The following is a 26,524-nucleotide window of genomic DNA, read 5'->3' on the forward strand; positions in this document are numbered from 1 at the left end:
ACAGTGCAGGGACGAGCCGGCCGGCCCGCGGTACCACCCCGCTTGCATCCGGTCCGCTCGCGACGGCCCGGGTGCCGCTCGTGTCAGGCTGTGTCGGGCCTGGCCCGTCCGGTTCTAGTGAGCGCGTGGCGCCGTTCTTCCGGATGGCTCGCCGGTGATGGCCGGGTCGTCGCCGTGCTGCTGGGGAACTGATGCTGTCCAGTCTACGACCGGTCCGCGACCGGTTTCGACACCATGGTCATCGGGCCGCGCAACGACCACCGCCCGCGACCGGTGATCCGGTCGCGGGCGGGTGGTCGTGTACGGAGGTCGGGTCGGTCAGACCTGCTGCTCGGCGGGGGCGGCCTGGTTGGTGCCCTCGTCCAGCTGGGACAACTGGTCGGTGATCCAGCCCTTGAGCCGGCTGCGGTACTCCCGCTCGTAGGTGTGCAGGTCGTCGATCTTGCGCTCCAGGGTGGTGCGCTGCTCGGTGAGCTGCCCCATCACCTGCGCGTACTTGGTCTGCGCCTCCCGGTCCATGGCCTCGGCGCGGATGCGGCTGTCCCGCTCCAGCGCCTCGGACTTCGCGGTGGCGTCGTTGACCATGCCCTCGGAGGTGTTCTTGGCGTCGTTGAGGGTCTTGTCGGATTCGGCGCGGGCCTCGGTGACCAGCCGCTCGGACTCGTTGCGGGCGTTGGTCAGCATGGTGTCGGACTCGGTGCGGGCCTCGGTCAGCATCCGGTCGGACTCGTTGCGGGCGTTGGTCAGCAGCGACTCGGACTCGGCCTTCGCGCTGTTGCGGGTGGCCTCGGCCTCGGCGGCGGCGTCGGAGGTGAGCCGGTCCGCGGTGTCCTGGGCCAGGCCGAGCAGGCGGGCGGCCTGCAGGTGCACGTCCTGCACGGCACCCTGCGGCGCGGGCGCCGGGGCCGGCGCGGGTGCCGGCTCGGGCTCCGGGGCCTTCTGCATGACGACCGGCTCCGGCTCGGGCTCCGGGGCGGGCGCGGGAGCCTCGACCGGGGCGGCGGCCACGGCGGGAGCACCGGCGGCACCGGCCTCGGCGGCGGCGAGGCTGCCCTGCAGGGCCGCGACGCGCTGCGTCAGCTCGTTGTTCTCCTCGATCAGGCGGGCCAGCTCCGCCTCGACGAGGTCCAGGAAGGCGTCGACCTCGTCCTCGTCGTACCCCCGCTTGCCGATCGAGGGCTTCTTGAATGCGACGTTGTGCACGTCGGCGGGTGTGAGCCGCATGGCCTGCTCCTTGCGTTGCGATGTCACCGGTGACGCACTTCGAGTCGGGTCAACTGCTGGTCGTCAAGTTCTACTGCGTCTGATCAACTGCGTTCGATCAACTGCGTGTCCGATCAACTGCGGGGGCGTCATGAACTGCTGTTTCAGAGCATCGACCTGATCATCAACGACTCCACGACGGCCATCGCGATGTACAGGACGACGAACAGAACGATAACGCTGAGGTCGAACCCTACCCCGCCGAGCCGGACTGTCGGAATCAGCCGGCGGAAGAGCTTCACCGGGGGATCGGTCGTGACGTACAGCACCTCCATCGCCGCGGCCGGTCGACCGGTGGGTCGCCACTGGCGCGCGAACACCCGGACGAACTCGATGACCAGGCGGCCCAGGAGCAACCACCGGAAGATCCACAACAGCAGGAAGAGCACCTGCCAGAAGATGTTCACGCCTCAATTAGTACCGGAAAGGGCTGCCGCGACCCGCTCAGCGACCGGCGAACGAGTTCTGGTAGCCGGCGGTCGCGGCGGCGACGTCGGCGTCCGGGGGCAGCAGCATGAAGACCTTCGGGGCCACCTTCTCGATGGATCCGCGCAGGGAGAACGCCAGACCGGCGGAGAAGTCGACCAGCCGGCGGGCGTCGGAGTCCGACATCTGGGTCATGTCCAGGATCACGGACTGGCCCTCGCGGTACTTCTCCCCGATCACCCGCGCCTCGCCGAACCCGGTCAGCTTGACCGTGGACGGGCGGCCGGCGGAGGAGGTGTCCTCGCGGCGGATGGCGCTGATCGGCTCGGTCACGGCCTTGACCGCGAGCGCCCCCTGGGTCGGCGCGTCGTCGTGGTAGCGACGACCACCGCCACCGGCCACCCCGGCGGTCGGCCGGGCCGGGTAGCGGTCGTAGTCGTCGTCGTACTTCTCGTCGTACTTGCCGGAGCCGTAGCCGCGGTCGGCCGCACGCTCGGAGCCCCGGTCGTCGCGGTCGTCACGGTCGTAGCTCGGTCCGTCGAAGGAGGACGAGGAGCGGTAGTCGCGCTCGTACTCGTCCGCGTAGTCGTCGCCGTCGGCGTACTGGCGGTGGTCCTCCGGGACGAGCCCCAGGAAGGCTCCAACCTTGCGCCCGATGCCCATCGATCCGTCCTTCCGCTGAACTGTCCGACCCTGCCCCGTGAGGTCAGGGCCTGCGACGAGGCTATCGGCGCCGGGTGGCCCGTTCGGGTTGCGACACACCCGATGTGACGTCGCGTCGGAATTCTGTGTGCGGTCCCACCGGTCCCTGTGTGCACAGGGGTCCCATCCTGACGCCGGCTGCGGGCCATCGGACGGGCCCGACCGACCGGACGACGAAGGGCGACCACCCTCGGGTGGTCGCCCTTCCTCACGTCTGTCACCTCACGAAGCACGGAACCGCGTCGTGCGCAACGCTTCTCGCGCAGCGCGTCGCCGGCCGCCCTGTCGGGCCGGCGCGGTGGATGCCGGTCAGCGCTTCATGAACGGGGGGACGTCGACGTCGTCGTCGTCCTCCTCGAACTGCGGCACCGACCGCGGGGCCTGCGAGAGGTTCGCCGGCGGCGCGGCCGGCGGCATCGGCGGCACGTAGGCCGGCTGGGCCGGCTGGGCCGGCGGCGCGGAGGCCTGCGGCGGGACACCGGCGTTGTCCGGGTAGGCGGGGCGCAGTTCCCCGGCGCTCGCCTCGGCGATCACCCGGGACGGCCGACGGTCGGCCGTACCGCCACCCGGGACGGTCGGGGTGGAGTCGAACCCGGCGGCGATCACGGTGACCCGCACCTCGTCGCCCAGGCTGTCGTCGATCACCGTGCCGAAGATGATGTTGGCGTCCTCGTGCGCCGCCTCCTGCACCAGCGAGGCGGCCTCGTTGATCTCGAACAGCCCGAGGTCGCTGCCGCCGGCGATCGACAGCAGCACGCCGTGCGCACCGTCCATCGAGGCCTCGAGCAGCGGCGAGTTGATCGCCTTGCCGGCGGCCTGCACGGCCCGCCCCTCGCCGCGGGCCGAACCGATGCCCATCAGCGCGGTGCCGGCACCGGCCATCACCGACTTCACGTCGGCGAAGTCGACGTTGATCAGGCCCGGGGTGGTGATCAGGTCGGTGATGCCCTGGACACCGTTGAGCAGCACCTCGTCCGCCGACCGGAAGGCGTCCATCAGCGAGACGCCGAGGTCGCCCAGCTGCAGCAGCCGGTCGTTCGGAATGACGATCAGGGTGTCGCACTCGTTGCGCAGCTCCTGGATGCCCGACTCCGCCTGGCCGCCGCGGCGCTTGCCCTCGAAGGCGAACGGGCGGGTGACCACGCCGATGGTCAGGGCGCCGAGCTTGCGGGCGATCGACGCGACGACCGGGGCGCCACCGGTGCCGGTACCGCCGCCCTCGCCCGCGGTCACGAAGACCATGTCGGCCCCCTTGAGGACCTCCTCGATCTCCTCGCGGTGGTCCTCGGCGGCCTTCCGGCCCACCTCCGGGTTGGCGCCCGCGCCGAGACCGCGGGTCAGCTCGCGGCCGACGTCGAGCTTGACGTCCGCGTCGGACATGAGCAGGGCCTGCGCATCGGTGTTGATCGCGATGAACTCGACCCCGCGCAGGCCGACCTCGATCATCCGGTTGACGGCGTTCACGCCGCCGCCGCCGATGCCGACGACCTTGATCACGGCGAGGTAGTTGTGCGGTGGCGTCATCGCCTGGCCTTTCTTCTCCGGGTCGGGTACGCCTGGTCGTGCCGGACGCCGGACCGGCAGGGCCGGCGCCGTGAAGGTGTGGGATCCCCGGTACTCATCGTGCCAGAAACCCTGAACCTCAACCATACGGTTACAGTTATGTCAAGTGGTGCTGTGGACGAAAGTAGGCGGGTGACCGCCGGGTGTCGGCGCGGCGCGCCGGGGATCCTGCGGGGAAACCAATTCGTCTGGACCCGGGGTCGAGAGTTGTGGTGGCGCAGTGTCCTCGGACGACCGCACCGAGTGCCGATGTGGGCGTCCCGGACGCCCGCGCGGGTGCCGGTCGAGTGCGACCGCGCCCGTGCACGCCGGCCGCCGAGGCGGTGCCGGGGCGGCCCGCCGGCCGGACTAGCGTTGCACCACGTGCCTGCCCTGCCTCCCCCACCGGACCGCCGCCCGTGACCATCGGGGAGATCCTGTTGCTGCTCGCGGCCGGTGTCGGCGCCGGGATCGTCGGCTCCACAGCAGGTCTCGCGTCGCTGGTGTCCTATCCCGCGCTGCTGCTGGTCGGTCTGCCGCCGGTGGTGGCGAACGTGACCAACACCGTCGGGCTGATCGGTTCGTCCATCGGTTCGGTGGCCGGCAGCCGCCCGGAGCTGACGGGGCAGGGGCGCACCCTGCTGCGCTGGGCGCCGATCGGGGTGGTCGGCGGCATCCTCGGGGCGATCCTGCTGCTGGTCGGTTCCCCCGCCACCTTCGGCGCGATCGTGCCCTTCCTGGTGGCGATGGCCAGTGTGCTGCTGCTGCTCTCGCCGAACCTGCGGCGCTTCACCCTGGCCCGTCGCGAGCGGGCGGTCGGCGCCGGCGCCGTGCTGCGGCCGGACGGCGGGCCGCTGGTGCCGTTCCTGCTCTTCCTGGGTTGCGTCTACGGCGGCTACTTCGGCGCGGCCGCGGGCGTGATGATCCTGGCGCTGCTGCTGGCCGGCACGGACCGCACCCTGCCGGTGGCGAACGCGATCAAGAACTTCGTCCTCGGCTGCGCGAACGCCGTTGCCGCGGTGACTTTCTCGCTGACCGCCGACGTCGACTGGTCGGCCGTCCCACCGCTGCTGGTCGGCTGTGTGGTGGGTGGCCGGATCGGGCCGGCCGTGGTCCGGCGGATCCCGGCAACGGGCATGCGGTGGTTCATCGGGATCGCCGGATTGGCCCTGGCCGTCAAGCTGTGGATCGGCTGACCGCCGCCCGGTCGCGGCAGGGCACCGGGCACGGCCCGCAGGTCAGCGGACGGTGACCAGGTCCGGGTCGGACACGTCGAACGTCTTCCCCGGGCGCTCCAGCAGCGCGGGCAGGATCTGCATCTTGCGGGCGCTGCGGTCGGTGCCGCCCCAGAAGACGACCCGCTTGTCCTTGAGGGTGACCGACAGGTCGTAGGCGGAGCGCGCGGTCACCGACGCCACGGTCTCCCGGAAATCGGCGGTCATCGCCCCGATCACGGTCAGCGCCGCCTCGGTGGCCGGGTCGCCCGGTGCCGGCGTGGCCAGGTTGACCGTCACCATGCCCGCCGGGACGGTCGCCACCCGCTCGTAGGCGACACCGGACGAGTCCAGCAGCCACGTCCTGCCGTTCGCGCTGGTCACCGCGACGGGGGTGCGCGACCGCACGGTCACCACCAGTCCGTCCGGCCAGGCCCGGGTCACCGTCGCGGCCGCCACCTGCGGCACGTCCTCCACCCGGTCCTGCACCTGGGACAGGTCGATCCGGGCCAGCGGGGTGCCGTCCGGCAGGTCCACTGCGGCCCGGATCTGTCCGGTCAGATCCGCGTCCGCGCCGGCCACCGTGACCGTCCGCAGACCGAGCAGCGGGGAGAAGAAGAACACGTAGCCGGCGCCGGCGCAGACCAGCACCAGGATGGAGGCGACCAGCACGTAGGGCCAGCGCCGGCGGCGGGGTGCCGCCTCGGCGTCCGTGGTCGCAGCCGTCCGCGCCGTCGCCCGGGCCGACGTGCGGGTGGAGGGACTCCGGGTCGTGGTCACCGCTCCCCCAGCCGGTCGAGGATCAGCGGGCCCAGCATCGTCACGTCACCGGCGCCCATGGTGATCAGCAGGTCGCCCTCCCGGACGAGGCCGGCCACCCGCTGCGGGGCGGTGGCCAACGACGGCTCGAAGTGCACCTCGGCCGTCCCGGCCGGGATACCTGAGGTGATCAGCTCGCCGGTGATGCCCGGCTGCGGGTCCTCGCGGGCGCCGTAGACGTCGAGCACCACCGCGACGTCCGCGGTGGCCAGTGCCTGCGCGAACTCGGCGGCGAAGGTGCGGGTGCGGGAGTACAGGTGCGGCTGGAACACCACGACCAGCCGGCCCGGGTGGTCGTCACGGGAGTCCAGCACCGCCCGGGCGGCGGCGAGCTGGGCGCGCACCTCGGTCGGGTGGTGCGCGTAGTCGTCGTAGACGGTGACCCCGCCGGCCCGACCCTTGTACTCGAACCGCCGGCGGACGCCGGTGTACCCGGCCAGCCCGGACGCCATCGCCTCCGGATCCACCCCGAGCGCGACACCGGCGGCCAGCGCGGCCGCGGCGTTGGAGAGCATGTGGGTGCCGGGGACGGCCAGGGTCAGCCGCACCTCGACCGGTCCGGACGATCCGGTGCGGTCGGTGCGGTCTGCGCCGGGGGTGACCGACAGGCCCCCGGGGCTGATCGACAGGGTCGCCACCGTGCCGTGGCCGGCCGCCGAGTGCCGCTCGATCAGCACCTCGGTGTCGGCTCTTCCGGCTGAGGGCGTGCGGGTAGCCGCGGGGTGGGCAGAGGTGGCGTCGGCGGCGGCGCGGTCCACGGCGGCATCGGGGTCCGCGGTGCGTGCGTCGACCGAACCGCCGGGGGCGAAGCCGTAGCGGATCACCCGGGGGGCGCCGACCCGGCCGTCGAGGGTGCTGAGCAGGGTCCGCACCCCGGGATCGTCCTGGCAGGCGACCAGGAACCCGCCGGGCGCGATCCGGTCCACGAACTGCTCGAACACCCGGGCGTAGGCCTCCGGTGTCCCGTGGTGGTCCAGGTGGTCGGGCTCCAGGTTGGTGATGATCGCGCCGTGCGGGGTGAAGGCGAGAAAGGACCCGTCGGACTCGTCGGCCTCGGCGACGAAAACGTCCCCGGTGCCCTGGTGCGCGCCCGATCCGGACTCGTTCAGCTCCCCGCCGATCGCGAACGACGGATCGAGCCCGGCCCGCTGCAGGGCGACGGTGAGCATCGAGGTGGTCGAGGTCTTGCCATGGGTGCCGGCCACGCAGACGCTGCGCGATCCGTCCATCAACGCCGCCAGTGCCTGCGCCCGCAGCACCACCGGGATCCCGCGTCGACGCGCCTCGGCCACCTCGGCGTTGTCGGCGCGGATGGCGGTGGAGACGACCACCGCGGTCGGGCCGCCGTCGAGCAGGTCGAGGTTGTCCGCCCGGTGGCCGAGCACGGTGCGCACACCGCGCTGGGTCAGGCCGGTCAGTACGTGCGAGCCCTTGGCGTCCGACCCCGACACCGGCAGCCCGCGATCGGCGAGGATCCGTGCGATGGCAGACATCCCGGCGCCGCCGACGCCGACCAGGTGGGTGCGTTCCAGGGAATGCCCGTCGGCGGTGCGCGGCACGGCGGTGGCGGGCATCATCCGCGGCGCCGGCGGGCCGCTGCCAGCGCGATCCGGGCGAGAACCTCGTCGGCGTGGGCGGTCTCGCTGCCGGCGGCAGCCTCGGACATGGCCGTCAGCGCCTGCGGGTCCTTGACCAGCGGGACGATGGTGTCGAGCACCGCCTCGCCGGTCAGCGCCTCCTCGTCGATCAGCCGGGCGGCGCCGCTCTGCACCTGCGGCAGCGCATTGAGCCGCTGCTCGCCGTTGCCGAAGGCGAGCGGCACGTAGACGACCGGGACCCGGACCGCACCGATCTCGGCCACGGTCATCGCACCGGACCGGGCGACCATCAGATCGCCGGCGGCGTAGGCGAGGTCCATCCGGTCGACGTAGGGCACGGCGACATACGGCGGGCGGCCGGGCGGTGCGGGCGGCAGGTCCACCGGCTTGCCCTTGCCGTGCACGTGCAGCACGCCGACGCCGGCAGCGGCCAGCCGGTCGGCCACGGAGGCGAAGATCTGGTTGAACTTGACCGCACCCAGCGACCCGCCGACGACCACCAGGGTCGGTGCGTCCGGGTCCAGACCGAAGTACTCGCGGGCCTGCGCCCGCAGCGCAGGGCGGTCCAATTCCCGCAGCGACCGGCGGACCGGGTTGCCGACCACCCGGGCGCCGGCCAGGCCGGTGTCCGGGACGGCGGCGGCGACCACGGTCGCGAACCGGGCGCCGATCTTGTTCGCGATACCGGCCCGGGCGTTGGCCTCGTGCACCACCACCGGCACCCGGCGGCGGGCCGCCAGGTAAGCAGGCAACGCCACGTAGCCGCCGAAACCGACCACCACGTCGATGTTCTCGGACTTGATGACGGCGCGGGCGGCCTTCACCGTGCGCCGCAACCGGCCCGGGATGCGGAGCACGTCCAGGTTCGCCTGCCGGGTGAACTTCACCTCGGGGATCAGCTCGAGCCGGTAGCCGCGGTCCGGGACCAGGGTGGTCTCCAGGCCCCGCTCGGTGCCCAGGCAGATGACCGTCGCGGTCGGCTCGGCCGCCATGATCGCGTCCGCGACCGCCAGGGCGGGCTGCACGTGACCGGCGCTGCCGCCGCCGGCGATGAGGATCCGCGGCCCACCGGCTGCGGCCGTCTCCGGACCGTCGGTGGCCGTCATCGGCGCACCGTCCGGCCGGAGCGGCGGATCGTCCGCTCGCCCTGGTGATCGACCGGTATCGGCCGTGGCCGTCCGTCGCCCTGCACCTGCACCATCCTGTCCTTCCCGGCCCGGCCGGCGCCCGGGGTCTCCCGGCGCCGTCCGGCATCGTCCCGCATCCGCGCGTTCCCGGCTGCCCGGGGGTCGCCGCGGCGCGGGTCCGATCCTGCCGGACCGGCGGTCCTCCGGGCACCCCGGTCCTGCCGGGCACCCCGGTCCTGCCGGGCACCCCGGTCCCGCTGCGTGCCCGGGTCCCGGCGGTCCGTGGCCCGCTCCGCCGACCGCCCGGAGGTGCGACCCGCGACCGCCCGCTGGGACTTGGTGCCGCTCCGGGTGCCCGAGCGGCGGGCGTTGCCCGGGTGGGCGCGCCGGTCCGACCGGTCGCCATCACCCCTGCGGGCCGGGCGGGAGCGCTCGGCCCGCTCCCGACGCCGAGCGGCGCGGGCCTCTTCCCGGGCCGCACGCCGCCGGGCGCGCTTGGTGTTCTCCGTGCCCGCACCCGGCGTCGGTCGGCTGTGGATCCCGAGGAACCGGGCCACCCGGCCGGGCCCCTGCGCGTACAGCGCGGCGGCGGCCTGCGGCTCGGTACGGGCGAAGTTGGCAAGGATGCCGAAGACGAACATGGTGACGATCAGCGAGGTGCCACCGGCCGAGATCATCGGCAGGGTGATCCCGGTGACCGGCAACAGGCCGACCACGTACCCGATGTTGATCGACGCCTGGCCGACCAGCCAGACCGTGCAGGACGAGGCGACGATCTTGATGAACGGGTCGACGTTGCGGCGGGCGATCCGGAATCCGGTGTAGGCGAGCATCGCGTAGAGCACCAGGACCAGCCCGGTCCCGACCAGGCCGAGCTCCTCGCCGATGATCGCGAAGATGAAGTCCGAGTCGGCGTTGGGCAGCGATCCCCACTTGGCCACCGAGTTGCCGAGGCCTACGCCGAAGATGCCGCCGTGGCCCATGCCGAACAGGCCCTGGTTGAGCTGGTAGGTGGCTGCGGCGTTCGCCGGGTTGCTCGGGTCGAGGAAGGCGAAGACGCGGGCGGCGCGGTAGTCGGCGGAGGTGGCGAGGTAGGCGACACCGGCGACCGCACCGGTGCCGAGCAGTCCGAAGATCCACCACGGCGCGCCGGCGAACCAGAGCACGGCGAAGAAGACGATGGTCAGGCTGACCGTGGTGCCGAGGTCGGGCTGCAGCATGATCAGCAGCACCATCAGCACGAACACCGGCAGCACCGGGATCAGCAGGGCCCGCAGCGACCGCAGGGTGTGCCGGCGGGAGGCCAGCACGTGCGCCGACCAGACCAGCAGCGCGACCTTGGCCAGCTCGCTGGGCTGCACCGTGATGTTGCCGATGCCGAGCCAGGACCGGGCGCCACCACGGACCTGGCCGATCACCAGGGTGACCGCGAGCAGGCCGATCGAGACCAGGACGCCGGGGAACGCCAGGCTGCGCATCGCCTTCGGCGCCAGGCGCGCGGCGAAGACGAACCCGAACAGCCCGACGAAGGCGTACAGCGCCTGGTTCTCGAAGGTGCCGAAGACGCCGTTCCCGCGCTTGAGGGCGGTGATCGACGACGCCGACAGCACCATCAGCAGACCGAAGGCGAGCAGCAGCCCGAAGACGCCGAGGATCAGGTGCCAGGACGTCATCGGCCGGCCCAGCCAGTCCTTCAACCGGGCGACCGGACCGGCCAGGAAGCCGGGCACGAGCGAGCTGCCCTTCGACTTCTGCTTCTTCTGCCCGTTCGACGACTTCTGCTGCGCTGACTTCTGAGTCGACTTCTGCTGGGCCGACCCGTCGGTGACGGCCGTGATCGCTCCGGTCCTCACCCGCGGCACCCGAGTGCAGGACGGGTGGCGACTGCGGTCACGGTTGCCACGTTGTCGGTGCTCGTCCGCATACTGCCGACAAGCCGGACACCGGTCCCCCGACCGCAGGGTGCGGTCGGCAGGACGGACGTCATGGCTCGATGATCGGTGCCCCCTGCCTCCATCCGGGGGACATCGGAGGCGTGTCGAGCAACTCCCTCAACTTCGTGCCCAGTGACCACATCGAGCGCACTTTGCACACTCGTCCCACCAGTCACATCGGTCCCAGAGTTCACTGACGTCACTCAAGTCACATCAGTCTCGAACGAATCGGACCTTCCCGACGATCCGGAACATCGGTCCGGCCGCCGACCCCAGGGGATCGCCGACACTCCACCGTCCACGAAACCGGGACCGATTCCATCGCCCGCCGATGCTTTCGGTCCCCGATCCGCGCCGGCCCACCCGGCGACCGACAACGGCACCCACCTCGGGGCGAAGTGCAGCGACCACCTGCCCACCGCACACCCGGCCGCCGAAACCCGCTCATCGCCGGCAGCCCGCCGTCCACGAATCCGGGACCTTCTCCGTCGCCCACCGATGCTTTCGGTCCCCGATCCGCACCAGAACCCGGGCACCAGACCACGCCGGCGACGACACTCCCCCTCCCGGCGCAGTGCAGCAACCACCTGCCGACCGCTGCCCGGGCACACCAAGGCTCCGAAACCCTGCCAGGTCACCGCCCGACCACGACCGACTACCCGCCGGTGTTCGCCAGCCAGTCGGCGTAGAAGAGCGCGGCGCCGAGGGCGGCGGACATGGCGGCGAGGAGCCAGAAGCGGACCATCACGGTGGTCTCGGTCCAGCCGCCGACCTCGAAGTGGTGGTGGAAGGGGGCCATCTTGAAGATGCGGACCTTCCGGGCCTTGTAGACCAGCATCTGCAACACCACTGACAGCATCTCGACCACCGCCAGACCGGCGATGACGATCATCAGCATCTCGGTGCGGGTCAGGATGGAGAGCCCGGCGACGAGACCGCCGAGGGCCAGCGAACCGGAGTCGCCCATGAAGATCCGGGCCGGGTGCGCGTTCCACCAGAGGAACCCGATGCAGCCGCCGAGTGCCGCGGCGGTGACCACCGCGATGTCCAGCGGGTCGCGCACCTCGTAGCAGCCCTGCGCGGCGATCCCGGTGAGATCGACGTTCGCGCAGGCGTTCCGGAACTGGTAGAAGCCGATGAAGACATAGACGCCGAGCACCATCACCGACGACCCGGCGGCCAGCCCGTCCAGCCCGTCGGTGAAGTTGACGGCGTTGGACCAGGCGGCGATGACCAGCACCGCGAAGATCACGAAACCGACGGCGCCGAGCGAGATCCACGGGATGTCCCGGGTGTAGGACAGGTGCGTCGAGGCCGGGGTGAGGCCGGCGTAGGGGGTGCCGTCGTTCCGCACGCCGCCGACCGACCGGAACATCAGCGCCAGCACGCCGAAGGACACGGCGATGAAGGTCTGCCCGATCAGCTTCGCCCGCTTGTTCAGCCCGAGGCTGCGCTGCTTCCGGATCTTGATGAAGTCGTCGAGCATGCCGACCACGCCGAGACCGGTGGTCAGGTAGAGCAGCAGCCAGCCGGACGCGGTCGGACCGTTGCCGCCGCCGATCATCTGCACCACGGTGGAGACGACGTAGCCGACCCACATCGCGATGATGATCGCGGTGCCGCCCATGGTCGGCGTGCCGCGCTTCTTCAGGTGGGTCTGCGGCCCGTCGTCCCGGATCTCCTGCCCGAACCCCTGCCGGGAGAACACCTTGATCAGGTACGGCGTCAGCAGGATGGAGACGACCAGACCCACGATCGCTGCGATCAGGATCGACTTCACCGGTGGTCCGGACCCTTCGTCGGGGACGCCGCCGGGGCGTCCGCTTCCTCGACCCGCACCGCAGGCCATGCCGGATCAGCCGGATCCGCCACCCCGGCCGACTCGGGGGAATCAGCCAGCAATGCCAGCGCCACCCGCTCCAGACCGGCCGCGCGGGAGGCCTTTACCAGCACCACGTCACCCGGCTGCAGGTCGCTCCGCACCGCGTCGACGGCTGCGGCCACGTCCGGCACCCAGAGGCTCTCGCCGTCCCAGGAGCCTTCCAGATGGGCGCCCATATGCAGCGGCCGGGCCCCGGGGCCGACCGCGATCACCTGGTGCACACCCAGCCGGACCGCCAGCCGGCCGACGGCGTCGTGCGCGTCCCGGGCCGCGTCACCGAGCTCACCCATCTCGCCGAGCACCGCCCAGGTCCTGCGGCCACGCCCGATGGTGGCCAGCGAGCGCAGCGCGGCCTTCATCGACTCCGGGTTGGCGTTGTAGGCGTCGTTGACGATCGTCACCCCGTCCGGCCGGGTGGTGACCTCCATCCGCCACTTCGAGGCAGGCCCGGCGGTGCCGAGGGCCGCCGCGATCGCCGGCGTCGACATGCCGACGGCCCGGCCGACCGCGGCAGCGGTGAGTGCGTTGCCGATCTGGTGCTCGCCGGCCACGGCGAGCTGCACCGGGGCGGTGCCCTCGGGGGTGACCAGGGTGAAGGACGCCCGGGCCAGCTCGTCCTCGCCGATGTCCTCGGCCCGCAGGTCGGCGCCCGGGCCGGTGCCGACAGTGACCACCGCGGCGGACGTCCGGTCGCGCATGGCGAGCACCCGGCCGTCGTCGGCGTTGAGCACGGCGATGCCGCCGTCGGCGGCCGTCGGCAACGACTCGACCAGTTCGCCCTTGGCCTGCGCGATGCCCTCCACCGAGCCGAACTCGCCCAGGTGCGCGCTGCCGACGTTGAGCACCGCGCCGATCAGCGGTCGTGCCGTGGTGGCCAGCGCAGCGATGTGGCCGATGCCGCGGGCGGAGAGCTCGAGCACCAGGAACCGGGTGCCCGGCCCGGCCCGCAGCACGGTGTACGGGTGGCCGAGCTCGTTGTTGAACGACTCGCGGGGGGCGACCACGGCACCGCCGGACCCCGCCGGATCGGCTCCGTAGTCGACCGCGGTGCCGGCGTGGGCGGCGAGCACCGCGGCGACGAGGTCCTTGGTGGAGGTCTTGCCGGAGGACCCGGTGATGCCGACGACCACCAGGCCGGCCTCGACCAGTGCGCCGACCGAGGCCCGCGCGAGCCGGGCCAGCGCCGGCAGGACGTCGTCGGCCGAGGGCAGCACCAGCACCGGGATCCCGGCGTCGTCGATCGCCCGCGATCCGAGCACCGCCACCGCCCCGGCGGTCGCGGCCGCTGCAGCGAAGTCGTGCCCGTCCACCCGCTCGCCGGGCAGTGCCACGAAGAGGGCGCCCGGCCGGACCCGGCGGGTGTCGAACTCGACCGAGTCGACCACGGCATCGGCGCCGGCCGACGGAGCGGGGACACCCAGCACGCCGGCCACTTCGGCCACCGTCATCGGGATCACGCGACATCACCGGCGCGCCCGGACCGCCCCGACCGCTCTGCCAGCTCCGTGAGCGCGGCGAGAGCCTCCAGGCGGTCCGAGAACGGATGCACCACACCGGCCACGTCCTGGCCCTCCTCGTGTCCCTTGCCCGCGATCACCACCACGTCGCCGGTCCCGGCCGCGCCGACGGCCACCCGGATCGCCTCGTGCCGGTCGCCGACCTCGCGGATCTCCACCCCACCGGGACGCCGACGGGGGGTGGCAGGATGCGTCGCGCCGGCGAGCACCGCGCGGCGGATCGCGGCCGGCGACTCCGAGCGCGGGTTGTCGTCGGTGATCACCACCAGGTCGGCCCAGACGGCGGCCTGTTCGCCCATCGCCGGTCGCTTGCCCGGATCCCGGTCGCCGCCGGCGCCCAGCACCACGATCAGCCGGCCGTTCATGCCGCGGCTCGCCGCCTCCAGCACCGCGGCCACCGCGGCCGGCTTGTGCGCGTAGTCGACCAGCACCAGGAAGTCCTGGCCGGCGTCCACCCGTTCCATCCGGCCGGGCACCACGACCGAGGACAGCGCGGACGCCGCCACCGGCAGCGGGACCTCGGTCCCGGCGGAGACGCAGGCCAGCGCCAGCACGGCGTTGGCGACGTTGAAGGCACCGGGCAGGGCGAGGTCGAAGGACACGGTCCGCTCCCCCGGTGCCCGCACCCGGACCTGCTGGTGCCCGGCGGCAGCCGCCTCGACGGCCAGCACCGCCCAGTCCGCCTCCGGCCGGTCGGTGCCCGACACGGTGATCACACCCGGGTGCTCGGCGGCCAGCCGGCGGCCGTGCTCGTCGTCGATCTGCACGACGCCGGTGTCCGCGCGGCCGTCGAACAGCAGCGCCTTGGCCCGGAAGTAGGACTCCATGTCCGGGTGGAAGTCGAGGTGGTCCTGCGACAGGTTGGTGAAACCGCCGACGGCGAAACGGGTTCCGGCCACCCGGCCGAGGGACAGCGCGTGCGAGGAGACCTCCATCGCCACCGCCCGCGCGCCGCGCTCCACCATCACGGCGAACAGCGCCTGCAGGTCCGGCGCCTCCGGAGTGGTGAGGCTGCTCGGCGTCGCGGTGCCGTCGATCCGGATCTGCACGGTGCCGACCAGGCCGGGGTGCAGCCCGCCGGCGGCCAGCGCCGCCTCGAGCAGGTAGCAGGTGGTGGTCTTGCCCGATGTCCCGGTGATCCCGATGACCGCGGTCTTCTCGCTGGGCCGGCCGTAGACGGTCGCGGCCACTTCGCCGAGCACGGCGCGCGGGTCCTGCGTGACGAGCACCGGCAGGTCCGCGCCGGCCGATCCGGGACCGCCCGCGGCCACCGCAGCGGCACCGGCCGGGTCGGTGAGCACGGCCACCGCGCCCCGCGCGGCGGCGTCGGCGGTGAAGGCGGCACCGTGCGCCCGGGCCCCGGGCAGCGCGGCGAACAGGTCCCCCGGCAGCACCTGCTGTGCCCGCAGCGTGACCCCGGTGACCAGCGGATCCGCACCGGACGCGCCTCCGGGCACGGCCGCCCCGGCGGATTCCGCCAGCCGGGTCAGCGGCGTGCCGACGACCGAGGTCGGACGGAGCGGAGCTGACGGAGGGGCGGCGCACACGAGGTCTGAGGGTACTGCCCGGTCACTGCCAGCCGTCGCCGACATAGAGGTCCTTCTCGGGGGTGACGGTTGCCGTCGGCGGCACGTCGGCGGCCCGCAGCGCGTACGCCATGATGTCGTGGAAGAGCGGCGCGGCAACCTCGCCGGCCTCCCCCTCCTCGTTCGGCGCGTCCAGCATCACGGCCACGGCGTAGACCGGGTCGTTCGCCGGGGCGACGCCCGCGAAGGTCAGCGTGTGCACGGTGTCCGAGTAGGTCCCGGTCGCCGGGTCGATCTGCTGCGCCGTACCGGTCTTGCCGGCCACCGGGTACCCCGTGACGGCCGCGTCCGGCGCGGTGCCGTGCCGGCCGATGTCACCGTCGTTCCGGCCCGACTGGGTGGTCGCCTGCAGCATCTCCAGCAGTGCGGTGGCGGAGGTCTCCTTCATCACCCGGGTCTTCGTCGGCGCCTTCGCGGCAGTCCAGACACCGTCGGTGGTGGTGCCGGCGACGATCGAGGGCTGGATCATCACGCCCTTGTTGCCGATGGCCTGGTACATGTCCACCAGTTGCACCATCGTCATCGAGACCCCCTGCCCGATGGGCAGGTTCGCGAAGCTGGTGGCCGACCACTGGTCCCGCTCCGGCAGCTGCCCGGCGGACTCGGCGAGGCCGATGCCGGTCTTCTGACCCAGTCCGAACTTCTTCAGATAGGACTCGAAGGCGTCCTCGCCGACCTTCTGCGCGATCATCAGCGTCCCGACGTTGGACGACTTGGCCAGCACCCCGGTGGCGGTCATGTCCACCGGGTCGTGCGACCAGGCATCCCGGATGCTGCGGCCGCCCATCTCGATGGAGTCGTCCACCTGCTTGATGACGGTGTCCGGGGTGATCAGGCCGGCATCGAGCGCCGCCGCGAAGGTGACCACCTTGTTGACCGACCCCGGCTCGAACGGCTCGAGCAGGGCGGGGTTCCCGGTCTCCAGCGCCGTCTTCCCGGGCTCGTAGCAGTACATCGAGTAGATCTGGCCGTCCTTGACGCCCTTGACGATCGCGCAGCCGCGCTTCGCCCCGGTGGCGTTCACCTTGTCCGCGACCATCTGCTCGACCGAGTACTGCAGGTCGGAGTCCAGGGTCAGCGTGATGCCGGTGCCGTTGACCACCGGCACGTCCTTGGTGACGGTGTCCGGGACGGGCCGGCCGCCGGTGTACTGCTGGGTGATCGAACCGTTGGTGCCGGCCAGCAGCGCGTTGTACTTCGACTCGACGCCGGACAGTCCCTCGTTCATGTTGCCGGTCACGCCGACGACCGCCTCGGCGAGGGTGCCGTCCGGGTTCTGCCGGATGTCCTTCGACTCGGCCGAGATGGCATCGATCTCGTGCATCACCGTCTCCTTGGCGGTGCCCTTGTTGAGCACCACCTCCTCGTAACCGAGGACGGCCTTCACCTGCTCCAGGATGTTGTCGGCCTGGGCCGGCAGCACCTGCTTGACCAGGTAGACGTAGGGGGTGTCGGTGCGGGACATCTGCGCGAGCAGGGTGGCCCGGTCGGTCCCCCGCGCCCTGTCCTCGCCCAGCACACCGATGATGATGTCGGCGACCAGCTCCCGCTTCTGAGCTGCGGTGCGGGCCGGAACGTCGTCGCCGTCGTAGTTCTCGACGGTCCTCACATTCGTCGGGTCGTCGAGGAAGGCACCCGGGCGGGCGGCCAGCTGCCGGCCCTCGATGGTGAAGGCGAGCTGCGAGCCGTTCCGGTCGGTGATCGCCCCGCGGGTGGCCGGGATGGGTGCCGTTTTCGTCATGTTCACCCTGGACTGCGCCGTGAGCTCGTCTGCCTGGACACCCTGGATGATCACCAGCTTGACCGCAGCGGCGAGCAGCAGCACCAGCAGGATCACCAGCGCGCCGCGGTGCCGGAGCGTGACGTTGTAACGGACGGCGCGGTCGCGCCGGGTGCGGTGCCCGCGGTGCGACCGGACCGGGCGGCGGGCCGCCCGGACGGTGCGGTCGGTCGTGGACTCGGTGCCGGGGGTGCGGCCGCGGGCGGGCGCCGGACGGTCGGGGGCGCGGCGCTCGCGGGCCGGCCTGGACGGCGCGACGGGCCGTCGGTCGGTCCGCCCGTTCCGGGTCGTTCCGCGAGCTGCGGCGCTGTCGCTCGCCCGGGCGGAACGGTCGCGGGTCTCCCCCCGCCCGGTTCCACGGGTGCGGGAACGGCTGCTGTCACCGGTGGTACGGCCACCTCGACCATCGGCAGCCGGAAGTCCGTTGCCACGGACGCTGGTGGTGCGCCCACCCGCCGCCCGGGCATCGCCCGACGTCCGGGCGCTGCGGGCCGGTGGGGGTACCCGGCGGGTGCGTCCCGGTTCGCCGGACCTGCCGGACGGTTCGCGCACGGTGGTCATCGGCCCGCCGCCGTGGTCGCTGCGGTCGCTGCTCCGGTCGTTGCCGGGGCCGTGCCGGCAGGTGCTGTCGTCAGGGCGGTACCGGTCGCCGGAGTGCCCGTGCCGTTCGCAGCACCGGTGGTCACCGCCGGTGTGGTGGCGGCCGCTGGTGTGGTGGTGGTCGGGGTCGGCACCGCCGAGGGCGAACCGATCACTGTGCCCTTGCCGTTCTTGTCGATCACCAGGAAAGGTGCGTCCCCGGCCGGAACCAGCCCGAGTTCCCTGGCAGCGCGGGCGATCTCGTCGGTCGAGTTGAGCCTGGCGACGTTCTGCTGCTGCTCCTGGACGTCCATCAACAGGGTCTCCTGGACGCTGCGACTGCGCTGGGTCTCCAGATCGGCGGCGTCGGTGAGGGTGTTGAGCAGCAGCACCCCGGCGATCCCGCCGGCCAGCAGCAGCATGATCGCCAGCACGAACGGCACCCGGCTCAGGGCCGCGCGCACCGGCCGGCCGGTGTCGGTCAGCCGGTCCCCGCGGGCCAGTGCAGCGCGGCGCTCCCGCCGGGCGTACGCCTTGTCCGCGGAACCGGAGCGGGTGCGCTCCTGCTGATCCGGATCCTGCTGGATGGTCACGCTGCCTCCCGGATGCGTTCGGCGACGCGCAACCTGGCCGAGGCGGCGCGGGAGTTCTGGGCGATCTCGGCATCGTCGGGCTTCACCGATCCGCGGACGATCCAGCGCAGCTGCGGCTGGTACTCCTCCGGGACCACCGGCAGTCCGGGCGGTGCGGTGGACTCGGTGAGCGGCTGCAGGATGCGCTTGGCGATCCGGTCCTCCAGCGACTGGAACGACATGACGACGATCCGGCCGCCGACGGCGAGCAGTCGCAGCGCCTCCGGCAGCGCCCGCTCCAGCACGCCGAGCTCGTCGTTCACCTCGACGCGCAGCGCCTGGAAGCTGCGCTTCGCCGGGTGGCCACCGGTGCGCCGGGCGGCGGCGGGGATCGCCTCGCGGATCAGCGCGACCAGACGTGCGCTGGTGGTGAACGGCTCGCAATCCCGTTCCCGGACGATCGAGGACACGATCCGGGTGGCGAACTTCTCCTCGCCGAACTCGCGCAGCACCCGGACCAGCGCCCCGGGCGGGTAGGTGTTGACCACGTCGGCGGCGGTCGGGCCGGTGGTCGGGTCCATTCGCATGTCCAGCGGGGCGTCGACGGCGTAGGCGAACCCGCGGTCGGTCTCGTCCAGCTGCAGCGAGGAGACGCCGAGGTCGAACAGGATGCCCTGCACGCCGGCCGGGGCGCGGCGGTCCAGGATCTCGCCGATCCGGTCGTTCGGGGCGTGGACGAGGTCTGCCCGGTCGGCCACACCGGCCGCCTCGAGCCGGGACCGCGCCACGGCCAGCGCCTGCGGATCCCGATCGATGCCGATCACCCGCAGCGCTGGGAACCGGGCCAGCAGCGCGAGCGTGTGGCCGCCCATGCCGAGGGTGCCGTCGACCATCACCGCGCCGTCGCGGGACAGCGACGGGGTGAGCAGATCGACGATCCGGTCGAGCAGGACCGGGACGTGCAGGTCGTCGGCATCACGGGTGGGCAGCTGCGGGAAGGTGCCCCCGGCAGACCCGGCAGGTCGGGCAACGTCCGAGGTCGGATCAGGGGTCGGGTCGGACGACGGGTCGGACACCAGGCGGGACGCCGGATCGGGAGCCGGGGCCGGCGGCCGCTGGTCTCCCGGTGCCATCCCGTCCCCTCTCCTGCTCGTGCGTCCGGTCCTGGTGGTCCGGGTGTTTCCGGCCCGGGTCCGCGGCTGCGGACCCGGGCCGATCGGAAGGGGCCTGCCCGAGGCGATCAGGGATCGGAGCCGGCCCCTGCAACCTGGTCCCCACCCGCCCTGCCTGGCGCGGGGGAAGTCGCGTCAGGTCGGCGCCCCTGCCCGGCGCGGGGGAAGTCGTGCCGGGACGGGACAGCGGGTGCAGGCCACGTGGCAGGGAACGGATCTCCCGTCCCGGTGCTCGCCGGTACTGCTGGTCGTACTGCTGCTTGCTCGGTACTGCCGGTACTGCCGGTACTGCTCGGTGGTGCCGGATCAGCCCAGGTCCAGGCCCGACGGATCGGCGTAGTCGGCCTCTTGTGCCGCCTCGTACGCCGCCCAGCGGTCCGCGTCCCACAGCTCCATCCGCCGACCGACCCCGACCACCACCACGTCCTTGACCAGACCCGCGTACTCCCGCATCCGGGCGGGGACGCTGATCCGGCCCTGCCCGTCGGGGATCTGCTGGTCGGCATTCGCCAGCAGGTAGCGCTGGTAGCCACGGGCACGCTGATCGGTGATCGGCGCGTCGATGGCGGACGCCGCGTGCTCGGCGAAGCCCTCCGGGGTGAAGACGTAGAGACAGTGGTCCTGACCGCGGGCGACCATCACCCCGTCGGTGAAGGTGCCGCGGTAACGGGCGGGCAGGGTGACCCTGCCCTTGTCGTCCATCCGGGGTGTGTAGGTGCCGAAGAACCCGGTGAGGGCCATCCGTCCACCTCCGACAGTCCCTGATGCACGGTGGCGGCTCCCGCGATCCCTGCACCTGATCGAGCCCTGCACTTGATCGAGCCCTGTACTTGATCAAGCCCTGTGGCCGTTCAGGCCGGGACCGTGAGGTCCGCTGTCCGTCCCGACCACGGTACCCCACTTCCCCCCACTTTCTCCCCCAGAATTGGGATCATCCCCCACTCGTGTCGATCGCTGCAGGTGAGCCGCCCGTTGCTCACCCAGCGTGCGGACGCCGCAGTCCGCTGCGACACGTTCGGCGCAGCCCCGGCGGACCGGGGACTCGACCAGCCCACGGCCCGCGGAGGTTCGCTCCGTGAGCCACAGGACCGGGCATCACCGCAGATCAACGGGGCTACATCGGTGGATGACCGACACGGTCGCCGATGAAGGGACCGGTCCCGGTGCTGCCCGCCGACAGTGGCGGTGGAGCGATGGTGGGTGGATGTGGGGCATCGAGAGGGACCGCGGGCGCGGCGGTGGCAGGTGGTGGGGATCCGGGGTCGTCCGGAGAGCCGAGAAGAATGCGGGGTGGGGATCGCCGTGTCTGAACCACACAAGAGGCGGCCCGGCACCTCCGCCGAACCATCCGTGGCTCCCGGTCGTGGGGGAAGGTGGGGATGCCGGGCACCGCGCCCGTGCAACCCCGCGTACCTCCCGGCCGTCCTTCTGACGCCGCCCCCGCCACCGGCGGGCCTGGCAGACTGGACGATGCCGTCCGGACCACCGGGCGGGTGCGCGAACCACCGATCGGCGAAGAGGAACCTGTGGCCCAGCATCTCCAGACCGAGACCCCGATCCCGCCGGCACCGATCTCCCTGCCGGGCACCGGCGGGGCCGCCGCCGCGGAGTCGGTCGCCGCGGTGGGTGGACGCATCGCGGCCGCCGTGTCCCAGGTCGTCATCGGCAAGCCGGACGTGGTCCGCCTCGCTGTCGTCGCGCTGCTCACCGAGGGCCACCTGCTGATCGAGGACGTCCCCGGCACCGGCAAGACCAGCCTGGCCAAGTCCCTGGCGCGCGCCGTCGACGCCACCGTCTCCCGGGTGCAGTTCACCCCGGACCTGATGCCCAGTGATGTGACCGGCGTCAGCATCTACGACCGGCAGAAGAGCACCTTCGAGTTCCGGCCGGGTCCGGTGTTCGCCAACATCGTGGTCGCCGACGAGATCAACCGGGCCTCGCCCAAGACCCAGTCCGCACTGCTGGAGGCGATGGAGGAACGGCAGGTCACCGTCGACGGCACCACCTACCCCCTGCAGCGCCCGTTCCTGGTGCTGGCCACGCAGAACCCGGTGGAGATGGAGGGCACCTACCCGTTGCCCGAGGCGCAGCGCGACCGGTTCCTGGCCCGCACCACCATCGGCTACCCGGACCCGGCGTCCGAGCTGGCCATGCTGGCCGGCCGGGACCGCATCGACCCGCTGGACCAGCTGCGCCCGGTCACCGACGCCGCGACCGTCTCCCGGATGATCGATCTGGTGGCCCAGGTGCACATCGCGCCCGAGGTCCGGCAGTACATCGTCGACCTGGTCCGGGCCACCCGCGCGATGCCGGAGGTGCGGCTGGGTGCGTCACCACGCGCCGTGCTGCACCTGGCCCGGGCGGCCAAGGCCGCCGCCGCGCTGGACGGCCGTGGTTTCGTGCTGCCGGACGACGTCCAGCGGCTGGCCGGCCCGGTGCTCGGACACCGCCTGCTGCTCACCGTCGAGGCGCACCACGCCGCGCGGCGGTCCCCCGAGGAGATCGTCGGCATGTTGCTGGGACGGGTGCGGGTGCCGCGTGGCAGCCGCGCCTGACAAGGCCCGGCGCAAGGGGCCGGGCGGACGTGGCCTGACCACCCGGGGGCGCTGCCTGCTCGCCGGCGGGGTCGCCGCCGGGATCTGCGCCATCGTGCTGGACGAGCGGGACCTGCTGCGGGTGGGGCTGCTGGCCATCGCCCTGCCGGTCCTCGCCGTCCTCTTCACCGCTCTGCGCCGCAGCCAGCTCTCGGTCGAGCACCGGGTCCGGCCGGAGCGCCTGCAACCGGGTTCGCAGGGCTGGGTCACCCTGGTCGTGCGGAACACCGGGCAGACCCGGAGCCAGTCGATCGACATCGCCGAGGAAGCCGTCGACGGCCTGACACCCGGTGTGCGCTGGCTGATCTCGCCGATCCGCCGGGGCGGGGAGGCGGAGGTCCGCTACCCGTACCAGGCGTCGCGGCGCGGTCGTTTCGTGCTCGGTCCGCCGCTGATCCGCTTCTACGACCCGTTCGACCTGTGGGAGGAGCACCGCACCCTCGATGTCCGCACCGAGGTGCTGGTGCTGCCGTCGCTGGTACCGCTCACCGGCATGCCGCGCGGCTCCGGTGTGCGGTCGGCCGCGTCCGGCCGGGCCGCGCTCGGCACGGTCGGCGGTGACCCGGACGTCGGCGTCCGGCCCTACCGCAGCGGCGACGACATCCGCACGATCCACTGGCGGGCCTCGGCCCGGCACGACGACCTGGTGGTCCGCCTCGACGAGCCGGTCTCGCACGGTGGCGCCACCGTGCTGCTCGACCACCGGGGCCGCGAACTGCCCGGCGGCGATCGGTCCGCACCGCTGGAGACCGGGGTGACCATCGCCGCATCGGTGGCGCTGCACCTGCTGGCCGCCGACAACGAGGTCCGGCTCACCGATCAGCGGGCCCGGGTGCTGGCCGAGGGCCACGACATCTCCGACGACGTCCTGGCCGGTCTGGCCGTGATCGAGCCCGACGACGACGCCACCTTCGCGGCGCCCTCGGTCGGCCGCACCGGGCTGCTGATCGCCGTCGTCGGCGACCTGGCCCGGTCCGATGCGGTCGCGCTCGCCTCGGCCAAGAACCGCTCCGTCAACGCGATCGCCTTCGTGCTGCGGACCGCCGACTGGTCGCTGCCGGAGGGTGTCAGGCCGCCTCCGGGAGTCCCCGACCCGGACTGCACCGGTGTGCTGGAGGCCGCCGGGTGGCGGGTGGTCGTGGTCGGCCGCGGCGACGACCTCGGCACCGCATGGCGTCGGGCCTGCTCGGCGGCCGACGCCGGGATCCGTCCGGGACCGCAGACAGTGGGTGCGCAGCGATGACGACGACTCTCCCCGGGCCCGCCGGTCCCCCGCCCGCACCGGCACCGCCGGTGCGGCACGCTCCCCCGGCGCCGACGGGTCCGGAGCCGCCCGCGGTCCCGGAGCGGCCGCTGGCGATCGTGCCGTGCCTGGTAGGTGCGGCCGCCATCATCGCCGGTTCCTCCGCCCTCGGTTCCATCATCTCCGGCACCAGCTGGCTGCTGCCGCTGGTCGAGGTGGTCCTGGTGGTCACGCTGATCGGCATCGGCGGCCGGATGATCCGGTTCCCCGCCGCGGTCACCGTGCTGGTCCAGCTCATCGCGCTGTCGGTGGCGCTCACCGCGCTGTTCACCAGCAGCGGCTACGGCGGGGTGATCCCAAACTTCGCCGCCGCCCGGGAGGCCGGCACCCTGCTCGCCGGCGCCTGGGAGCAGATCCTCGGCACCGTCCCACCGGCCGACTCCACCCCCGAGCTCGGCTTCCTCATCGCCGCCGCCGTCGGGTTGTCCGCACTGATCGTCGACTTCCTGATCGCCGAGGCACAGGCCCCGGCACTGGTCGCGCTGCCGCTGCTCTGCCTGTACTCGGTGCCGGCCTCGATGGCCGACGAGATGCTGCCCTGGTACGCCTTCGCCGCCCCGGCCGCGCTCTACGCGCTGCTGCTGGCGGTCGCCGGGCAACGCGGCCGGCACACCGGTATGCGGGCCGGGTTCGGGCTGGCGATCAACGGCACCCTCACCGCGGCGCTGGCCGTGGTGGCCGCAGTCGGGATCGCCGGGACGGTGACCGTCATCGGCACCGAGGGCAAGCTCCCCCAGAACACGGCCACCACCGGTGAGATCGGCCTGTCCCCGTTCACCAGCCTGTCCGGCGACCTGATCCGGGCCGAGGCCCGCGACCTGCTCACGGTGAGCGGCCTGAACGAGCCCGAATACCTGCGCACCACCGCGCTCACCGAGTGGACCAACAACCAGGGGTGGTCGGTCGGCACGCTGCGCAACGACGGTCTGGATAGCGTCCCCGGCCCGCAGTCGGTCCCGACCGCGGCGCGGGTGCAGTCGCTGGACTTCCGCGATCGCTTCCTGCCGGCCTACAAGAGCACCACCGGGGTCAGCGGCCTGGCCCCCGGCTGGGGTTACGACGCCGCGCTCGGCACGTTCTTCCGCGACGACCCGCTGAACCCGGTCAGCTACACCCTCGAGGTCGACGAGTCCAAGCCGACCGCCGATGACCTGGCCGCCGACACCGTCACCGGCGGCGGGGTGCTCACCGCGATCGGTGACCTGCCGCAGACCGTCCGCGACGAGGCGGAGCGGGTGACGGCCGCCCAGGACACCCCGTTCGGCAAGGCCCAGGCGCTGCAGGAGTGGTTCACCAACCCGGCCAACGGCTTCGTCTACAGCCTGTCCGTGCCGCAGGGCAACAGCGGCAACCTGCTGGTGGACTTCCTCGACAACAAGCAGGGCTACTGCGAGCAGTACGCCTCCGCCATGGCGGTCATGCTGCGCTCGCTGGACATCCCGGCCCGGGTGGCGATCGGCTTCACCCAGGGCGAATTGCAGGACGACGGCAGCTACGTCATCAACAGCCACGACGCGCACGCCTGGGTCGAGGTGCTCTTCGACAACTACGGCTGGATCCAGTTCGATCCCACCCCGCTGGTCAACGGCCAGGGCGGGCTCGACGATTACCTGCCGGGCGACGGCACCACCGGCCCCAGCGAGAGCAGCGCCGCCCCGAGCGAGTCCGCCGGCGCCGACCCCTCGGAGTCGGGTGCCCTGGGCAACCCGCTCGAGCTGGACGACGATCAGAACCCGTCGTCCACCGCCACGCAGACCGACATCACCGTCGCCGGTGGCGGCGCCAAGGCGACCCGCTGGTGGTGGCCGCTGCTCGGCTGGATCCTGCTGGTGGTCGTGGTGCTGGCCGCGATCCTGCTGACCCCGTCGCTGATCCGGCGCGGCCGCCGCCGCCGGCGCCTGGCACTGGCCACCGCCGGCGGTCCGGGTGCGGCCGGGGCGGCCTGGGCCGAGATCGAGGACAGCGCAATCGATCACGGGCTCCCGGTCAACGCCTCCGAGTCCGCGCGGGTGACCGCGAACCGGCTCGCCAAACGCGCCCACCTCGACCCGGGCGACCGGGAACGGCTGCGCGGTGTCGTGCTCGCCGCCGAATGGGACTGGTACGGCGCCGGCGACGATCCGGCACCGGCTGCTACGGATCCTGGTCTATCCGACAGCGAGGCGACGGTGGTCCTCAACGGGGCCGGCCGCAGCGGTGCTGCAGGTCATGGCGCCGGCGCGAACGGTGCCGGCGCAAACGGGGCGGTGGCGAACGGGGCGGACGACGGTGCAGGCGGGGTGGCGACCCTGACCGCGGCCCGGCCCCGGCAGTCCGGCGCCGACCACGCCCGCGCCGCCACCGCCGTGGTCACCGGGCTCGACGAGCACGTCCGGCTCGGCCCGATCGACAAGTGGTGGCCGCGGTCCCTCCGGATGGGTCGCTGACCCAATAGGTCTGATCGTCCAGGTGTTGCGCCGGATCCGGTGCGATCAGCCACCTCCGACGTGGCTGAGGGCACCAGATCGGGCGCGTGGCTGATCACACCGGACCGGACGTCCTGGCGGTCGTCCGCGATCATGAGCTGAACGGCGGACCATGTCCGTGTCCGCATGCTGACCGACGTCGCTCTCAGCAAGAAGTCTGTCGGCGGACGCGTGCCGCAACATCCGAGACGCTGCACCGTCGATCGGTGCCGTTGGGTCGCGGATCGCGCGGGTGGACGGCGCGGATCGGGTGCGTCGGCCGATTTCGAGCGCCAACAGGCCAGGGTCCGCGCCATGGAGGAGTCGGGATGGGGCCGGGCCGACTCAGGTGGCACATAGGGATCGGGGACCGCAACCATCGGTGGCCGGGGGGGAACGGTCCCGGATGTCCCGGCCGGCGTCGTGGGACAGGCAGCTGATCCGGTCCGACGGCGGTCGGCCTGTCCCCG

At 72.6% G+C, this 26,524-nt stretch carries 19 protein-coding genes; 4 read left to right on the top strand and 15 right to left on the bottom strand.

Annotation, left to right across the window (positions count from 1 at the left end; all coding sequences use genetic code 11):
• Window positions 1–318: 318 nt before the first annotated feature.
• The 4 genes from GIS00_RS21430 to ftsZ form a co-directional block, all read right to left on the bottom strand.
• Entirely contained in the window at window positions 319–1,224 is a 906-nt protein-coding gene (locus GIS00_RS21430) for a DivIVA domain-containing protein (protein ID WP_154770465.1), read from the bottom strand.
• Between the two features lie 143 nt (window positions 1,225–1,367).
• Window positions 1,368–1,670: a YggT family protein gene (locus tag GIS00_RS21435; RefSeq protein WP_322098265.1), complete on the bottom strand. Its 303-nt coding sequence runs from the start codon at window positions 1,668–1,670 to the stop codon at window positions 1,368–1,370.
• 37 nt (window positions 1,671–1,707) lie between these two features.
• A complete protein-coding gene (locus GIS00_RS21440) occupies window positions 1,708–2,352 on the bottom strand; it encodes a cell division protein SepF (protein ID WP_154770466.1) in 645 nt (214 codons plus the stop codon).
• A 348-nt stretch (window positions 2,353–2,700) separates the two neighbouring features.
• Window positions 2,701–3,915, bottom strand: coding sequence for a cell division protein FtsZ (gene ftsZ, locus GIS00_RS21445; RefSeq protein ID WP_154770467.1), 1,215 nt, complete (start codon window positions 3,913–3,915; stop codon window positions 2,701–2,703).
• Window positions 3,916–4,352: 437 nt separating this feature from the next.
• Between ftsZ and GIS00_RS21450 the strand changes: the two genes are divergently transcribed.
• Complete coding sequence (locus GIS00_RS21450) at window positions 4,353–5,129, top strand: sulfite exporter TauE/SafE family protein (protein ID WP_322098266.1); 777 nt, start codon at window positions 4,353–4,355, stop codon at window positions 5,127–5,129.
• A 42-nt stretch (window positions 5,130–5,171) separates the two neighbouring features.
• On the opposite strand, the gene GIS00_RS21455 is transcribed toward GIS00_RS21450, so the two are convergent.
• The 11 genes from GIS00_RS21455 to GIS00_RS21505 form a co-directional block, all read right to left on the bottom strand.
• Window positions 5,172–5,927, bottom strand: a complete 756-nt coding sequence (locus GIS00_RS21455; protein WP_154770468.1) for a cell division protein FtsQ/DivIB — start codon at window positions 5,925–5,927, stop codon at window positions 5,172–5,174.
• A complete protein-coding gene (locus GIS00_RS21460) occupies window positions 5,924–7,543 on the bottom strand; it encodes a UDP-N-acetylmuramate--L-alanine ligase (RefSeq protein ID WP_154770469.1) in 1,620 nt (539 codons plus the stop codon). Before GIS00_RS21460 ends, GIS00_RS21455 begins: the two co-directional genes overlap by 4 nt.
• Entirely contained in the window at window positions 7,540–8,670 is a 1,131-nt protein-coding gene (gene murG / locus GIS00_RS21465; RefSeq protein ID WP_154770470.1) for an undecaprenyldiphospho-muramoylpentapeptide beta-N-acetylglucosaminyltransferase, read from the bottom strand. Before murG ends, GIS00_RS21460 begins: the two co-directional genes overlap by 4 nt.
• The gene (gene ftsW, locus GIS00_RS21470; protein ID WP_322098267.1) at window positions 8,667–10,544 is read right to left on the bottom strand and encodes a putative lipid II flippase FtsW; all 1,878 of its coding nucleotides are present in this window, start codon (window positions 10,542–10,544) and stop codon (window positions 8,667–8,669) included. The genes murG and ftsW overlap by 4 nt, the downstream gene beginning before the upstream one ends.
• A gap of 736 nt (window positions 10,545–11,280) precedes the next feature.
• Window positions 11,281–12,405: a phospho-N-acetylmuramoyl-pentapeptide-transferase gene (gene mraY / locus GIS00_RS21475; protein ID WP_322098268.1), complete on the bottom strand. Its 1,125-nt coding sequence runs from the start codon at window positions 12,403–12,405 to the stop codon at window positions 11,281–11,283.
• Window positions 12,402–13,964: a UDP-N-acetylmuramoyl-tripeptide--D-alanyl-D-alanine ligase gene (locus tag GIS00_RS21480; protein WP_407666897.1), complete on the bottom strand. Its 1,563-nt coding sequence runs from the start codon at window positions 13,962–13,964 to the stop codon at window positions 12,402–12,404. Before GIS00_RS21480 ends, mraY begins: the two co-directional genes overlap by 4 nt.
• Window positions 13,961–15,616, bottom strand: a complete 1,656-nt coding sequence (locus GIS00_RS21485) for a UDP-N-acetylmuramoyl-L-alanyl-D-glutamate--2,6-diaminopimelate ligase (protein WP_154770473.1) — start codon at window positions 15,614–15,616, stop codon at window positions 13,961–13,963. The genes GIS00_RS21480 and GIS00_RS21485 overlap by 4 nt, the downstream gene beginning before the upstream one ends.
• Window positions 15,594–17,951, bottom strand: coding sequence for a peptidoglycan D,D-transpeptidase FtsI family protein (locus GIS00_RS21490; protein ID WP_154770474.1), 2,358 nt, complete (start codon window positions 17,949–17,951; stop codon window positions 15,594–15,596). The genes GIS00_RS21485 and GIS00_RS21490 overlap by 23 nt, the downstream gene beginning before the upstream one ends.
• Entirely contained in the window at window positions 17,948–18,562 is a 615-nt protein-coding gene (locus GIS00_RS21495) for a hypothetical protein (protein ID WP_154770475.1), read from the bottom strand. Before GIS00_RS21495 ends, GIS00_RS21490 begins: the two co-directional genes overlap by 4 nt.
• The gene (gene rsmH / locus GIS00_RS21500; RefSeq protein ID WP_154770476.1) at window positions 18,559–19,674 is read right to left on the bottom strand and encodes a 16S rRNA (cytosine(1402)-N(4))-methyltransferase RsmH; all 1,116 of its coding nucleotides are present in this window, start codon (window positions 19,672–19,674) and stop codon (window positions 18,559–18,561) included. The genes GIS00_RS21495 and rsmH overlap by 4 nt, the downstream gene beginning before the upstream one ends.
• A gap of 345 nt (window positions 19,675–20,019) precedes the next feature.
• On the bottom strand, window positions 20,020–20,454 hold the full coding sequence (locus GIS00_RS21505) for a division/cell wall cluster transcriptional repressor MraZ (protein ID WP_154770477.1): 435 nt from the start codon (window positions 20,452–20,454) through the stop codon (window positions 20,020–20,022).
• Between the two features lie 830 nt (window positions 20,455–21,284).
• Here GIS00_RS21505 and GIS00_RS21510 point away from each other — a divergent pair.
• Genes GIS00_RS21510 through GIS00_RS21520 form a run of 3 tightly spaced genes read left to right on the top strand, consistent with a single transcriptional unit; the run spans window position 21,285 to window position 26,036 of the window.
• Window positions 21,285–22,268 (top strand): AAA family ATPase, encoded by a 984-nt coding sequence (locus tag GIS00_RS21510; protein WP_407666905.1) that lies wholly within the window; start codon window positions 21,285–21,287, stop codon window positions 22,266–22,268.
• Window positions 22,252–23,550, top strand: coding sequence for a DUF58 domain-containing protein (locus tag GIS00_RS29135; RefSeq protein ID WP_154770479.1), 1,299 nt, complete (start codon window positions 22,252–22,254; stop codon window positions 23,548–23,550). Before GIS00_RS21510 ends, GIS00_RS29135 begins: the two co-directional genes overlap by 17 nt.
• On the top strand, window positions 23,547–26,036 hold the full coding sequence (locus GIS00_RS21520; protein WP_154770480.1) for a transglutaminase family protein: 2,490 nt from the start codon (window positions 23,547–23,549) through the stop codon (window positions 26,034–26,036). The genes GIS00_RS29135 and GIS00_RS21520 overlap by 4 nt, the downstream gene beginning before the upstream one ends.
• Window positions 26,037–26,524 lie beyond the last annotated feature (488 nt).

Origin of the sequence: Nakamurella alba (assembly GCF_009707545.1) — a bacterium.
GTDB classification, from domain to species: Bacteria; Actinomycetota; Actinomycetes; order Mycobacteriales; family Nakamurellaceae; genus Nakamurella; species Nakamurella alba.

What these genes read in the sequence shown, in the direction of transcription:
- GIS00_RS21430 (WP_154770465.1), bottom strand. Translation starts at nt 1,224, where the DNA reads ATGCGGCTCACACCCGCCGACGTGCACAACGTCGCATTCAAGAAGCCC.
- GIS00_RS21440 (WP_154770466.1), bottom strand. Translation starts at nt 2,352, where the DNA reads ATGGGCATCGGGCGCAAGGTTGGAGCCTTCCTGGGGCTCGTCCCGGAG.
- ftsZ (WP_154770467.1), bottom strand. Translation starts at nt 3,915, where the DNA reads ATGACGCCACCGCACAACTACCTCGCCGTGATCAAGGTCGTCGGCATC.
- GIS00_RS21460 (WP_154770469.1), bottom strand. Translation starts at nt 7,543, where the DNA reads ATGATGCCCGCCACCGCCGTGCCGCGCACCGCCGACGGGCATTCCCTG.
- murG (WP_154770470.1), bottom strand. Translation starts at nt 8,670, where the DNA reads ATGACGGCCACCGACGGTCCGGAGACGGCCGCAGCCGGTGGGCCGCGG.
- GIS00_RS21485 (WP_154770473.1), bottom strand. Translation starts at nt 15,616, where the DNA reads ATGTCGGCGACGGCTGGCAGTGACCGGGCAGTACCCTCAGACCTCGTG.
- GIS00_RS21490 (WP_154770474.1), bottom strand. Translation starts at nt 17,951, where the DNA reads ATGACCACCGTGCGCGAACCGTCCGGCAGGTCCGGCGAACCGGGACGC.
- rsmH (WP_154770476.1), bottom strand. Translation starts at nt 19,674, where the DNA reads ATGGCACCGGGAGACCAGCGGCCGCCGGCCCCGGCTCCCGATCCGGCG.
- GIS00_RS21505 (WP_154770477.1), bottom strand. Translation starts at nt 20,454, where the DNA reads ATGGCCCTCACCGGGTTCTTCGGCACCTACACACCCCGGATGGACGAC.
- GIS00_RS21520 (WP_154770480.1), top strand. Translation starts at nt 23,547, where the DNA reads ATGACGACGACTCTCCCCGGGCCCGCCGGTCCCCCGCCCGCACCGGCA.